The 13,869-nt window shown below is 65.2% G+C and carries 11 protein-coding genes; 8 read left to right on the top strand and 3 right to left on the bottom strand.

Annotation, left to right across the window (positions count from 1 at the left end):
• The first annotated feature begins 326 nt into the window (after positions 1 to 326).
• The 8 genes from DCG74_RS34665 to DCG74_RS34630 are packed head-to-tail and all read left to right on the top strand — an operon-like array spanning position 327 to position 10,385.
• Positions 327 to 1,793, top strand: a complete 1,467-nt coding sequence (locus DCG74_RS34665; RefSeq protein WP_172785868.1) for an FAD-binding oxidoreductase — start codon at positions 327 to 329, stop codon at positions 1,791 to 1,793.
• Between the two features lie 13 nt (positions 1,794 to 1,806).
• Positions 1,807 to 2,892, top strand: coding sequence for an ABC transporter substrate-binding protein (locus DCG74_RS34660; RefSeq protein WP_172785869.1), 1,086 nt, complete (start codon positions 1,807 to 1,809; stop codon positions 2,890 to 2,892).
• Between the two features lie 35 nt (positions 2,893 to 2,927).
• Positions 2,928 to 4,016 carry an ABC transporter ATP-binding protein gene (locus DCG74_RS34655; protein ID WP_172785870.1) on the top strand — a complete coding sequence of 363 codons (1,089 nt, stop codon included), beginning with the start codon at positions 2,928 to 2,930 and terminating at the stop codon, positions 4,014 to 4,016.
• Positions 4,017 to 4,027: 11 nt separating this feature from the next.
• On the top strand, positions 4,028 to 5,785 hold the full coding sequence (locus DCG74_RS34650) for an ABC transporter permease subunit (RefSeq protein WP_172785871.1): 1,758 nt from the start codon (positions 4,028 to 4,030) through the stop codon (positions 5,783 to 5,785).
• Positions 5,786 to 5,818: 33 nt separating this feature from the next.
• Complete coding sequence (gene dapA, locus DCG74_RS34645) at positions 5,819 to 6,724, top strand: 4-hydroxy-tetrahydrodipicolinate synthase (RefSeq protein ID WP_172785872.1); 906 nt, start codon at positions 5,819 to 5,821, stop codon at positions 6,722 to 6,724.
• A gap of 12 nt (positions 6,725 to 6,736) precedes the next feature.
• Positions 6,737 to 7,627, top strand: a complete 891-nt coding sequence (locus DCG74_RS34640) for an IclR family transcriptional regulator (RefSeq protein ID WP_172785873.1) — start codon at positions 6,737 to 6,739, stop codon at positions 7,625 to 7,627.
• 6 nt (positions 7,628 to 7,633) lie between these two features.
• Entirely contained in the window at positions 7,634 to 8,791 is a 1,158-nt protein-coding gene (locus DCG74_RS34635) for an alpha-hydroxy acid oxidase (RefSeq protein ID WP_172785874.1), read from the top strand.
• A 28-nt stretch (positions 8,792 to 8,819) separates the two neighbouring features.
• On the top strand, positions 8,820 to 10,385 hold the full coding sequence (locus DCG74_RS34630; RefSeq protein ID WP_172785875.1) for an aldehyde dehydrogenase family protein: 1,566 nt from the start codon (positions 8,820 to 8,822) through the stop codon (positions 10,383 to 10,385).
• Between the two features lie 109 nt (positions 10,386 to 10,494).
• Here the strand turns inward: DCG74_RS34630 and DCG74_RS34625 are convergent, their stop codons facing one another.
• The 3 genes from DCG74_RS34625 to DCG74_RS34615 all read right to left on the bottom strand — a co-directional run bounded on the left by DCG74_RS34625 (position 10,495) and on the right by DCG74_RS34615 (position 13,845).
• Positions 10,495 to 11,595: an alkene reductase gene (locus DCG74_RS34625; RefSeq protein WP_172785876.1), complete on the bottom strand. Its 1,101-nt coding sequence runs from the start codon at positions 11,593 to 11,595 to the stop codon at positions 10,495 to 10,497.
• A 179-nt stretch (positions 11,596 to 11,774) separates the two neighbouring features.
• Positions 11,775 to 12,278, bottom strand: a complete 504-nt coding sequence (locus tag DCG74_RS34620) for a DUF1993 family protein (RefSeq protein WP_172785877.1) — start codon at positions 12,276 to 12,278, stop codon at positions 11,775 to 11,777.
• A gap of 265 nt (positions 12,279 to 12,543) precedes the next feature.
• A complete protein-coding gene (locus tag DCG74_RS34615; RefSeq protein WP_172785878.1) occupies positions 12,544 to 13,845 on the bottom strand; it encodes a lytic murein transglycosylase in 1,302 nt (433 codons plus the stop codon).
• Positions 13,846 to 13,869 lie beyond the last annotated feature (24 nt).

Genomic DNA, 13,869 nt, shown 5'->3' with positions numbered 1-13,869 from the left:
TGCAAGCGCAGTTCCCAACGACGCGTCTGTTGAGGAGGGCGCCCACCACAACCACGGTGTGGTCCTGGCGAAGGCCACGACCCATAACCACCGAACTTTGTTGTGGCGAACAATGCTGGCCTCGTCGCGCCCAGACAACGCCCACCGGGGAAATGGGTCCTGGCTTTCGCCAGGACGACGCGGGGAGACGGCGTAGTCGACCGCGCCTCCGCTTGACTCCCCATCACATCGAATTCATGATCAGCATAATGCGATTGAAGTAATCGTATATCGATTACTCGCGAAAGCCGTTTGGGCCAGCATTGGCCCGTTCCGGAGGCGGGTGGATGGCATTGATCGAGGCGTTCAGGCAGTTGCTGGGCGACACGGCCGTGCTGACGCGCGAGGAGGATCTCGCGGGTCTGACCGAAGATTGGCGCGGCCGGTTTCACGCGCCCGCGCTCTGTGCGGTCCTGCCCTCGACGACGGAGCAGGTCGCGGCGATCGTCCGTCTCTGTGTCGCCCATGGCACGCCGGTGCTGCCGCAGGGCGGCAACACCAGCCTGTGCGGCGGCGCGACGCCGTCGGGGCAGGGCAAGCCGCCTGTGATCGTTGCCCTGACGCGCATGCGCCGGATCCGCTCGCTCGATCCCGTCAACAATACCATGGTGGTCGATGCCGGCTGCGTGCTTGCGACCATCCAGGAGAGCGCGGCTGCCGCCGGCCGGCTTTATCCGGTCAGCCTCGGCGCTGAAGGCTCGTGCCAGATTGGCGGTAATATCGGAACCAATGCCGGCGGCACCGGCGTGCTCCGCTATGGCAATACGCGCGACAATGTGCTCGGGCTCGAAGTCGTGCTGCCGGACGGCTCGATCTGGGACGGCCTCTACGCGCTGCGCAAGAACAACACCGGCTACGACCTCAAGCATCTGTTTATCGGTTCGGAAGGCACGCTCGGCATCATCACCGGTGCGGTGCTGAAGCTGCATCCGCTGCCGACGGCGGAAGCCGTCGCCTGGCTCACTGTCGACAGTCCGCATCAGGCGCTCGACGTGCTCGGGCTGTTCCAGGCGGCCTGCAACTCGCGGCTCTCCGCCTTCGAGCTGATGAATGCCAAACAGATCCAGCTCGTGCTGGAGCAGGTACCGGGCCGGCGCTGCCCGGTCGCAGAGATCGACACCTGGCACGTGCTCGTTGAACTCTCCGACACCGGCGATGCAGCCGCGCTCGCGGCGACGATGCAGGCGGTGCTCGAGCAGGCGCTTGAAGCGGGCCTGGTCAGCGACGGCGTCGTCGCGTCGAGCGAGGCGCAGCGCAAGGCGATGTGGCTGGTGCGTCACAGCGTGTCGGAAGCCAACAAGAAGGCCGGCGTCGGCCTGACCTCGGATACCGCCGTGCCGGTCTCCACCGTGCCTGCCTTCATCGACCAGGCCATGGCGGCTGTGCGCGCGATCGTGCCGGACCTGCCGTTCATCATCGTCGGCCACATGGGCGATGGCAACATCCATCTCATCCCCTTCTTCAGCTTCGCCGAATGGGACGCGCTGCCGGACCGCGACGTGACTGCGCAGAAGATCCGCCGCGCCATGAACGATGTCGCCAGCTCCTTGCGCGGCACCTTCAGCGCCGAGCACGGCGTCGGGCGCACGCTGACCGGCGAGATGAGCCGCTACAAGCCGCCGGTCGAGCTCGCTCTTATGCGGGCGGTGAAACAGGCGTTCGACCCGTCGGGTCTGTTCAATCCCGGCCGCGTTCTGCCGCCGTCATCGGCGCCTGAGGTGGCCCCAATTTCGCCGACCACCGCAACATCGTAGAGAGGGGACTGACATGACCAACGCATCGAAGCTCATTACTTCCCGCCGTCGTCTGCTGCTTGGCGCGGGAGCCGGCGCTGTCGCGCTGGCCGCGCCGTCCGTCTGGTCGCCGTCCCGCGCCGCGGGCAAGCGCATCGTCGTGCGCGACGACGGCGGCATCTACACCAAGGCCTATGGCGCGGTGTTCTATCGTCCGTTCACCGCAGCGACCGGCATCGAGGTCGTCGGCGTGCAGGCCAATGCCGAGCCGGTCGCGCAGATCAAGACCATGGTCGACACCAAGAACTACACCTGGGACATGGCCAAGATCTCCTGGCCCGCGATCGAGATACTGACCACCGGCGGCAAGCAATATCTGGAGAAGCACGGTCTCGAATCCGAGCCGGTCGTCAAGTCGATCCCGGCCGAATTTGCTTCGCCCTACGGTGTTGCCACCAACGTCTACACCACCGTGCTGGCCTACCGCACGGACGCCTTCAAAGGACGCAAGGCACCGCAGTCTTGGGCTGATTTCTGGAACGTGGCGGAGTTTCCGGGCCGCCGCGCCGTGCGCAAGCATCCGTTCGACACGATCGAGCAGGCGCTGATGGGTGCGGGCGTGCCGACCGCGCAGGTCTACCCCTGCGATCTCGACAAGGCCTTTGCCTCGCTCGACAAGATCAAGTCGCAGGTCGCCGTGTGGTGGACCAGCGGCGCGCAGGTCGAGCAGATGCTGACCTCGGGCGAGATCGATCTGCTGCCGACCTGGGTGTCGCGTCCCCAGGCAGCCCAAGCAGCCGGCGCGCCGGTCGAGATCGTCTGGAATCAGGGCATCTGGGGCGGCGACAATTGGTCGATCCTATCAGGCACGCCGAACGCCGATGCCTGCCGCGAGTTCATCAAGTTCGCTTCTGATCCGAAGCGCCAGGCGGCGCTCGTCGAATATTTCCCGGCCGGTCTCACGCAGCCGGAGGCCTTCAACTACGTCAAGCCCGAAGTCGCGAAGAACTGCCCGACCTACCCCGACAACATCAAGGCCGGGCTGAAGATCAACGCCAAATACTGGCTCGACAACCAGGCCGCCGTCATCGAGCGCTTCAACAGCTGGATCCTGGCTTGATCGGCAAGGGAGGCGCCAGCGGATCGGAGCGGCCCATGGTCTCGTCGAGCCTGCGCATTCACGCGCTGTGCAAGCGCTATGGCGACTTCGTTGCGCTGGCGCCGACCAGCCTCGACGTCGCAAAGGGCGAATTCCTCACCCTGCTCGGCCCCTCGGGATCGGGCAAGACCACGCTGCTCAGCCTGATCGCCGGGCTCGCCCATCCCGACGAAGGGCAGATCCTGATCGACGACACCGACGTCACGCGCAGCCCGGCTTATGCGCGCGACATCGGTGTCGTGTTCCAGAACTACGCGCTGTTTCCTCACATGACGATCGAGGACAACATCGCCTTTCCCCTCAAGATGCGGAAAGTCTCTGATGCGGAGGCGCGCCGGCGTACCGCCGAGGCGCTGGAGACGGTGCGCCTGCCGCACGTCGCAAAGCGTTATCCGCGCGAATTGTCCGGCGGTCAGCAGCAGCGCATCGCGCTGGCGCGCTGCATCGTCTATCGCCCCGCCATCATTCTGATGGACGAGCCGCTGGGCGCGCTCGACAAGAAGCTGCGCGACCAGATGCAGCTCGAGATCAAGCGCATCCATCGCGAGCTCGGCACCACGATCGTCTATGTTACCCACGACCAGGAAGAGGCGATGACCATGTCGGATCGCATCTGCCTGATGAACGCAGGCGCGATCGAGCAGCTCGGCACGCCGCAGGATCTCTACTTCCGGCCGCGCTCGGTATTCGTCGCCGACTTCCTCGGCGAGTCCAACCTGCTCAGCGCCACCGTGCGCGGCGTCGACGGCGAGGGACTCGACATCGTCCTCACCGCGCAGCTTGCGGCCTCGCGCGCGGTCGGCAATGGCTCCCGGTTCGTCGCCGGCGAGCCGGTCAAGGTCATGGTGCGCCCGCAGAACCTCGTGGTCGGCGAGGGCGGCCAGCTGTCCGGCCGGCTTACGGACGTGATGATCAGCGGCAGCCTGACGCGGCTCTACATCGCACCGGAGACCGCGGACCTGCCCCAGCTCGTTGCTGCCCATCCGACCCGCAGCGGAGCGGCGCCTTACGAGATCGGCCAGCGCCTGTCGCTCGGATGGCATGCGGCGGATGCCGTCGCCATCCATGACGGGAAGGGGGGCTGAGCTTGGCTGGCATGCGCGCGATATCGCAGAGGCTGGCCTGGACGCGGGCCGCAATGGGCGCGCCGCTGGTGCTGCTGCTCGTGCTGTTTCTGGTCTATCCCGTCGGCCAGCTGCTGCTGCTCAGCGTCTACGGCGACAATGGCTTCACGCTTGCGCAATATCGCCAGCTCTTTGCTTCGTCCGTCTATCTCGACGTTCTCCTGATCACGCTCAAGATATCGCTGGCGACCACGCTGGTCTGCGTCGTCACCGGCTATCCGATCGCCTATCTGATCTCGGTCGTCGGCAAGGAGCGTAAGGCGACGCTGCTGTTCTGGGTGCTGCTGTCGTTCTGGACCAGCTTTCTCGTTCGCGCCTTCGCCTGGATCGTGCTGCTCGGCCGCAACGGCGTCATCAACAAGCTCCTGCTCTCGCTCGGCATCATCTCGAGCCCCGCGAGCCTGCTCTACAATTTCGGCAGCGTCCTGGTCGGTATGGTCAATGCGCTGCTGCCGCTCGCCGTGCTGACCATGCTCTCGGTGATGGAGAACATCGATCGCACCCTGCCGCGCGCTGCCGCCACGCTCGGAGCGCGACCGGGCATGGCGTTCTGGAAGATCTATTTTCCGCTGTCGTTGCCCGGCGTTGCCGCTGCCGGAATCATGGTGTTCGTCACGGCGATCGGCTTCTTCATCGTGCCGGCGCTGCTCGGCGGACGCCGCGAGACCATGATCACCCAGCTCATCATCGACCAGGTCCAGCAGACCATGAACTGGGGCTTCGCCGGTGCGATCTCGGTGCTGCTGCTGGTCGTCGTGCTCATCGTCTTTGCCGCCTATGACCGGCTGCTCGGCCTGTCGACCATGACGGGCGCATCGGCACCGAGCAATGCGAAGCCGTCGCGTCTGTCGGGCCCGGTCGTGCGGACAGGCGATGCGCTGCTGACGCTGCTCGGCGCGATTTCCGACCGTATCGTTCTGCTATGGCCGTCACGCCGTCGCGACCGCAATCCCGATCAGGCCGGCATGGGCTTGCAGGCTTTCGTCTGGACCATGCTGCTCATCATCAGCGCCCCGACGATACTGATGATCCCGCTGTCATTCGGCACCGGCGGTCTGAATTGGCCGCCGCAAGGCTTTACCCTGCATTGGTACGAGACGGTGCTGAATTCGCCGGTCTGGACCCAGGCCATGCTGCGCTCGCTGCTGGTTGGCATCGGCACCGGTCTGCTCGCCATGCTGATCGGCACGCCGGCCGCGTTCCTGCTGGTGCGCAGCGATATCCGCGGCAAGGCGGCGTGGCTCGCCTTCATCCTGTCGCCGATCGTGGTGCCGCGCATGATCATCGCAGTCGGCCTGTTCTACGTGTTCGCGCGCATGGGTCTCGTCGGCAGCGCCGTCGGCCTCATTCTCGGCCACACCGTCGTCGCCGTGCCTTACGTGGTCATGACCATGATGGCCGTGCTGCGCAATTATGACACGCGGCTGGATCAGGCTGCGCAGAGCCTCGGGGCGCGCCCGGTCGCGACGCTGCGTTTCGTCACCTTCCCGATCCTGGGCGCCGGCATGATGTCGTCCTTTCTGTTTGCGTTTGCGACCTCGTTCGACGAGCTGACCATCGCGCTGTTTGCCACCGGCGGCCTCAATGCGACGCTGCCCAAGCAGTTCTGGGACGAGGTGACGCTTCAGGTCTCCCCCTCGATCGCCGCCGTCTCGACCTGCCTGTTCGTTTTCATGGGGCTTCTCATCTTCGTGGCCGAACGCCTGCGCCGGCGCGCCGCCGCGAGATAGAAGCGCCACCGTCCAACCAGAGGTTCTCAAGTCATGCTCACTGCCAATCGTCTCCGCGGCCTGTTCCCGGCCATTCCGACCCCGGTCAAGGCCGACGATACCATCGATGCCGGCGCGGTCTCTTCCATGTTCACCTGGCTCAACAAGCAGGGTATCGACGGCGTGGTGCCGCTCGGCGGCACAGGCGAATACGGTGCGCTGGCTAGATCCGAGCGGATCAAGATGGCCGGTCTGTCGGCGAAGGCGATGGCCGGCAAGGGACCCGTCATCGCAGGCGTGCTCGACACCGGCTTCCACGATGCCCTGCAGGCGGGCCGTGAATTCGCAGCCGAGGGCGTGGACGGCCTGCTGGTTCTTACGCCATATTATACCAACCCGACTCAGGCGGGCATTCGCGACTATTTCCTGCGCTATGCCGATGCCTCGCCGGTGCCGATCCTGATCTACGAGATTCCCTATCGCACCCGGATCGCGATCGAGCCCAAGATCCTGCATGAGCTCTCCAGGCATCCCAACATCATCGGCATGAAGGCCTGCAATCTCGACATGTACCATTTCCTTCAGGTCGTGGCCGGCGTCGACGAGAGCTTTGCGGTGCTGAGCGGCGAAGACAGCCTCTTTCCGCTGCATCTCGCCGCGGGCGCCAGGGGCGGCATCATCGTGACCGCGTGCCTGTTGCCGCGCGCCTGGCGTCAGATCTTCGAGACGGCGACCGCAGGCAAGACGGCGGAGGCCCTGAGCCTGCATCGCCGCCTGATTCCACTGATGAACATGGCGTTCGCCGAGACCAATCCGGGACCGATGAAGGCGGTGATGGACATGGTCGGCGTCGAGGCGCCGCGGATGCTGGCGCCGCTGGTGCAGCCGGCGCCGGCGCTGATCGCCTCCTTGCGCGCCGAGCTCGGCCGGCAGCTGGCGATCTCGGAGGGCATCGCATGAGAGGATGGCAGCATGGCGCGTAGCAGCCGCGTGAGCGGCGGCCGGCCTGCGAAGGCAAAGGCCGCCAAGGTAGGCGACAAGACAAGCGCAAAGTCCGCGGCGAAGGCGACTGACAAGGCGGACGAGCCGCGCTCGTCTCTGTTCGTCGGCTCGACCGAGAAGGCGTTCCAGGTTCTGCATGCCTTCGACGGGCCACGACGCTTCATGACACTTGCCGATATCGCGCGGGCCGCCAATCTCGATCGCAGCGCCACGCAGCGCCTGGTCTACACGCTGGAATCGCTCGGCTATCTCAAGCGGGTTGAGGGCACGCGCAACTACGGGCTGACGTCGAAGGTGCTGCAGTTCTCCCACAGCTATCTCAAGGCCAACGAGCTCATCGACAAGGCCTCGCCCTATCTTCTCGAGATCAGCCGCAATCTTGGCGAGACCTGTAACCTGCATGAACTGGACGGCCACGAGGTCGTGTTCGTGGCGCGCTTTCCCGGCCAGCACCTCATCCATATCGACTTCGTGATCGGAAGCCGGCTGCCGGCGTACTTCACGGCTTCCGGCATAGCCATCCTGGCGGCTCTTCCTGAGGCAGAGCAACAGGAGCTCTTGAAGCGTACGCGGCTTGAGCCACTCACGCCTTACACGATTACGGATCCGGATAAGCTCATGAAGCAGGTGCACCTCGCCGCCAAGCGCGGCTATTCGATCCAGATCAACCAAAGCGTCATGGGCGATATTTCCGTTGCGGCGCCGATCATCGACGAGCACGGACGGGCCATCGCCGCGGTCAACATCTCCGTCCCCACGACGCGTTGGACCACGGAGCGTGTCGAAGCCGAACTCGTTCAGCATGTTCACGTTGCCGCAACCTCGATCTCGAAGTCCAAGTTCAAGCGCTACGCGGCCTGAACGCCGATGCCGATGCTCCTCAATTCCAGCGACTATCGCCGCCGAGCGCGACGGTTCCTCCCGCGCGGCTTGTTCGAGTACATTGATCGCGGCTCGGAGGACGAAACGGCATTGACGCGCCTGCGGGCCTCGCTTGACGCCATTACCCTGCTGCCCGCGGTACTGACGGGGCGCGACCGGCGCGATCTCGACACGGTGTTGTTCGGCCGAAGGCTCGCCGCGCCCCTCGTTGTCGCGCCAACGGCGCTCGCCGGGCTTGTTTCGCATGATGGGGAGACGAAGCTCGCCCGCGCGGCCTCGCGCGTCGGCATTCCCGTCTGCATCTCGACGCAATCGGTGACAACCGTGGAGACGATCCGGCGCGGGGCGCCGGATGCCTTGCTCTGGTTCCAGCTCTATGTCTGGCGCGATCGCGCCCTGACCGCGCGCCTCCTGGAGCGGGCGAGCGCCTGCGGCTGCGACAACCTGCTCGTCACGGTCGATACGCCGGTCTCGCCGAAGCGGGAGTATAATGAACGCAACGGTTTCGGTATTCCTTTCAAACCGCGGCTGCGCAGCATGCTCGACGTGTCACTGCATCCGAGTTGGCTGTTCGGGGTTCTGGCGCGCTATTTGGTGAGCGAGGGCATGCCGACCTACGGCCATTATCCGGAAGCGTTCCGCACCGCCATCACCCGCGCTGACATTGCCGAGTCGGTCCGGATCGAGCCGCGGCTGAGCTGGGATGACATGTGCTGGCTGCGCGAGATCTGGCCGGGCAAGCTCACCATCAAGGGCGTGCTTGCGGTGGAGGACGCCGAAAGGGCAGTCGAGATCGGCGCCGACGGCGTCGTGGTTTCGGTCCATGGCGGCCGCAATCTCGACTGTCTGCCGGCTCCTGCGGACTGCATTCCGGCGATTGTCGGCGCCGTGAAGGGGCGTCTGACGGTTCTGGCCGACAGCGGCGTTCGGCGCGGCACCGACGTCCTGAAGTATCTGGCGCTCGGCGCGGAAGCCGTGCTTCTCGGCCGCTTGCCGCTGTGGGGTCTTGCGGCCGGGGGAGAGGCGGGCGCCGAAGCCATCCTGCGCATGGTCCTGCGCGAGATGGATACCGCCATGGCTTTCCTGGGAGCGCATTGCGTTCCGGCCTTGCGGAATGGGCGCGTGAGCCAGCTAGGGAATTAAGATCAACTGCAACATTTGGAAAACCGCCATGTCCGTCAAATCAGCACCGCAGACGCATACCGCCAATGCCGATCTTGCCGGCGAAGTCGACAGGCTTCTCGCCGAGCTCGGCGTCAAGCGCTCCGACTATACGGAGGGCGCCATCGTCGTTCGTACGCCGATCACGGGCGGGATCATTGGCCGCGTCATGGAGATCGGCGCAGCCGAAGCTGCCGGCGTGATCGATCAGGCCCACGCGGCGTACCTTCGCTGGCGGCTGGTACCGCCACCCAAGCGAGGGGAGCTCGTGCGCCTCTTCGGCGAGGAGCTACGTACCAGCAAGGAGGCTTTGGGCCGACTGGTGTCGATCGAGGTCGGCAAGATCGTCTCCGAAGGCCTTGGCGAGGTTCAGGAGATGATCGACATCTGCGATTTCGCGGTCGGCCTGTCGCGGCAGCTCTACGGACTGACGATCGCAACCGAGCGCGGCGAGCATCGCATGATGGAAAGCTGGCATCCGCTTGGCGTCACCGGCATCATCTCTGCGTTCAATTTTCCGGTCGCTGTGTGGGCCTGGAACGCAGCCCTGGCGCTGGTGTGCGGCAACAGCCTCGTCTGGAAGCCGTCCGAGAAAACACCGCTGACTGCGCTTGCGACCCACGCCCTTTTTGAGCGTGCGGTCAAACGCTTCAACGAGGCTGGCGGGGATGCGCCGCAGGGGCTCGCGGCGGTGCTGTTCGGCGGCCGTGAGATCGGCGAGGTGCTCGTCGACCATGCGAAGGTGCCTCTGGTCTCGGCAACCGGGTCTACAGCAATGGGACGCGCGGTCGGTCCGCGGCTCGCCAGCCGGTTCGCCCGGGCGTTGCTCGAGCTCGGCGGCAACAACGCGGCGATCGTCGCGCCGACGGCCGACCTCGACCTCACGCTGCGTGGCGTTGCCTTTGCCGCGATGGGAACGGCGGGACAGCGTTGCACGACGTTGCGTCGCCTGTTCGTCCACGAGAGCATCTACGACAGCTTTGTGCCGCGCCTGAAGCGGGCCTATGCGTCCGTCACCGTCGGCTCTCCGCTGGAAGGCGGTAACCTGGTTGGTCCGCTGATCGATGGCGCGGCCTATCACGCGATGCAGCGTGCGCTCGAGGCTGCGAGCGCTGCCGGAGGTCAGGTCCAAGGTGGCGAACGCATTGCCATCGAAGGGGCCGCCGACGCTTACTATGTCCGCCCGGCGCTGGTCGAGATCGCGGCGCAGACCGGACCGGTTGAGCACGAGACCTTCGCGCCGATCCTCTACGTGATGAAATATCGCGATTTCGACGCCGTGCTCGAGTTGCACAACGCCGTTCCGCAGGGGCTGTCGTCGTCCATCTTCACCAATGATCTGCGCGAAGCGGAAACATTCTTGTCGGCGCGTGGCTCTGATTGCGGCATTGCCAACGTCAATATCGGCCCATCCGGTGCGGAGATCGGAGGCGCCTTCGGCGGCGAGAAGGAGACCGGCGGCGGACGCGAGTCCGGATCCGACGCGTGGAAAACCTATATGCGGCGAGCGACCAACACCATCAATTACGGCCGCACGCTCCCGCTGGCTCAAGGCGTCAAGTTCGACGTGGTATGACCGGTCCAAAAGTGCATCTGGCGCGCATACGCATCGCCGTGCGGCCATGCGAGGCCGGGGCGTACTGTTATGCCCCGCGTTCGCGGGGCATGACAGTGATTGCGTGGACCTACTCCGCCGGCTCGGCCGCCAGCGTCGGGTAATCCGTATACCCCTTAGCGCCGCCGCCGTAGAAGGTGTTCTTGTCCCAGTCGTTCAGCGCCGCGCCCGCCTTCAAGCGTTCGACGAGGTCGGGGTTGGAGATGAACGGCTTGCCGAAGGCGATGAGGTCGGCGGCGTTGGCGGCCAGCACCTTGGTCGCGAGGTCGAAATCGTAGCCATTGTTGGCGACGTAGGCGCCACTGAAGCGCTTGCGCAACGACGCATAGTTGAACGGCGCGACGTCGCGCGGCCCACCGGTGGCGCCTTCGACCACATGAAGATAGACCAGCTTCAGCGCGCTGAGGCCGTCGACGATGTGATCGTACAGGGCCTGCGGGTTGGAATCCGAGATGTCGTTGGCCGGCGTCACCGGCGAGATGCGGATGCCGGTGCGCTCGGCGCCGGCCTCGGCGACGACCGCCTTGGAGACCTCCAGCATCAGCTTCGCGCGGTTCTCGATCGAGCCGCCATAGGCATCTAGGCGCTTGTTGGTGCCGTCCTTGGCGAACTGCTCGAGCAGATAGCCGTTGGCGCCGTGGATCTCGACCCCGTCGAAGCCGGCTTCCAGCGCATTCTTCGTGGCGCGCTTGAAGTCGTCGATGATTGCAGGGATTTCGGAGAGCTCGAGCGCGCGCGGCTCGGAGACGTCGGCGAAGCCGCCATTGACGAAGGTCTTGCCCTTGGCGCGGATCGCGCTCGGCGCCACCGGGGCTGCGCCATTCGCCTGCAGGTCGACATGCGAGATGCGGCCGACATGCCAGAGCTGGATGAAGATCTTGCCGCCGCGTTCATGCACCTTGTCGGTGACCTTGCGCCAGCCGGCGACCTGCTCCTTGCTATAGATGCCGGGTGTGTCCTGGTAGCCCTGACCTTGTTGCGAGACCTGGCTCGCCTCGGTGATCAGGAGGCCCGCGGACGCGCGCTGGGCGTAATAATCGGCGGCGAGCGGACCGGGCACGAAGCTGCCGGGTACGGCGCGGTTGCGCGTCAGCGGCGCCATGACGAGGCGGTTGGCCAGCGTGATCGGGCCGAGCTTGTAGGTCTCAAACAATTTGGTCGAACGGCTCATGGGAATGCTTCCAGGCGGTGAGAGGTCTCGAACACTTGTGCATCGCGACATCAGGCGCAAGGGATGAGCCATACGGAAAGTGCAGGCGAGCTACGCGGCAGCGTCCGCGTAGCATAATTCATGTGCAATTTCGGCGGCGACAGCGGATTTCCGCTGTCGCGGCCGTGCGATTTCACAAATCAGTTCGCGCCCATGAAATCGCGCTTACCGATCTCGACGCCGTTGTGACGCAAGATGCCGTGGGCTATCGCCGCGTGGAAATAGAGGTTCGGCAGCGAGAACGAGGTCAGGAATTGCTGTCCCGTCATGGTGATGGTCTTGCCGGGGCCGACCGGAAAGGTGACGTCCCTGGCTGCGGCGCCCTCAAACTGCTCAGGCTTGAAGGATTTGACGTAGTCGATCGTCTTCGCCAGCCGCTGCTTCAACTCCGCAAAGCTCGTTTCGGTGTCGGGCGTCGAGGGGACCTCGCTTTGCGTCAGCCGCGCGCAGCCTCTGGTCGGATAGTCGCTGACCAGCTGGATCTGCCGCGACAGCGGCAGCATGTCCGGGAAGAGGCGCGAGCCGAGCAGGACGCTCGGCTCGATCTTCCTGGCCGCGCAATGCGCCTCGGCCTTGGTAAGCAGGCCGATCATGCTGTTCAGCATTTGCAAATAGGCGGGAACGACGGCGTCGTAGAAGGACATGTGATGCTCTCTTCAATGAGGGAAAACTCAGGAGGAAACCTGAGCCACTCACATGGGAGCCTCATGGAATAATACAATCGTGGAAGCGGCTTGTGCGGTGCGAAAATTCTACCGCATCACCTTCTTCGGTGTCATCGCCGCCACACCCTCGCTGTCATCGCCCGGCTTGACCGGGCGATCCAGTACGCCGAGACGATTATGATTGAATCGATAGGCTGCGGCGTACTGGATGCCCCGGTCGAGCCGGGGCATGACAGAGGAGGGTTTAGCGGATCGTCGCCTGTGGCTGGGCCTGCACCGTGCCGCCGCGCATGCGCGCGAGCAGCTCGGCGGTCGGCCAGGAATCCGCTGGCAGGCCGTATTTGACCTGCATCGCTTTCACCGCGGCGCGGCTCTGCTGTCCCAGCACACCGTCGACCTTGCCGACGTTGAAGCCGGCGCGCACCAGCAGCTGCTGCAATTCCTTGAGCTCGTTGAATGGCAGTTGCGCGACCGGCGCCGCCGGCTTGCGCATCGGCGCCGCTCCGGCGATGCGCGAGGCGAGATAGCCCGCGGTGGTCGAATAGATCAGCGAGTTGTTCCACTCGGTGTAGGCGGCGAAATTCGGATAGGCCATGAAGGCCGGCCCGAAGCGTCCCATCGGCAGCAGCACGGACGCTGCCAGATTGTCGTTCGGCAAGGGGCGGCCGTCGGGATAAGTGACGCCCAGTTGCGCCCATGTCGAGCGCGGCTCGCGCACGGTAAGATCGGTCTTCTCCCACGGCAGGTTCGGCGGCACCTTGATCTCCTCCAGCCACGGCTCGCCGCGCCGCCATTTCAGTCCGTTTGCGATGTAGTTCGCGGTCGAGCCGATCACGTCGGCTGGCGAGCGCAACAGGTCGCGGCGTCCGTCGCCGTCATAGTCGACGGCGTAGTTGACGTAGTGCACGGGCAGGAATTGAGTCTGGCCGAGCTCGCCGGCCCAGGAGCCGATCATCTCCTCGGGATGCAGATCGCCGCGGTCGATGATCTTCAGCGCCGCGATGGTCTCGTTCACGAACATCTCCGAGCGGCGGCAATCATAGGCCAGCGACACCAGCGATTTCAGCGTCGGCAGGTTGCCCATGTTGGCGCCGAAATCGCTCTCGAGGCCCCAGAACGCGGCGATCACGGCGGGCGGCACGCCATATTCCTTCTCCGCGCGTGCAAACGCCGCGGCGTATTGCTTGATGTGCTGCTGCCCGTTCTGCATGCGATAGGGCGCGGCCATCCGGCCGGCGAATTCGGTGAAGAGCTGGCCGAACACGCGCTGGCCGCGGTCGCGGTTGACGATGCCCTGGTCGTAGACGAGATAGGGCGATGTGTCCGCGATCGTCCGCTGCGACACGCCGGCGGCGATGGCCTGCTGCTTCACGTCGGCGAGGAAGCGATCGAAGCTCGCGCCGTTATGGCAGGAGGCCGCGCGCGGCGACGGCGCACTGGCCTTGGGCGCCGCGGGTCTTGCGGGCGGCGGAGCGAACTGGGCAGAGGCGGTGGCGGAGCATGCGAGGAGCGCGACGGCCGCGATCGCGAATCGGGTCTGGAGCATGGGGGTTCCGGCGGGGAGGGCAGG

It is taken from the genome of Bradyrhizobium sp. WBAH42 (genome assembly GCF_024585265.1).
Classification (GTDB): domain Bacteria; phylum Pseudomonadota; class Alphaproteobacteria; order Rhizobiales; family Xanthobacteraceae; genus Bradyrhizobium.
This window is presented reverse-complemented; position numbering and strand designations above follow the sequence as displayed.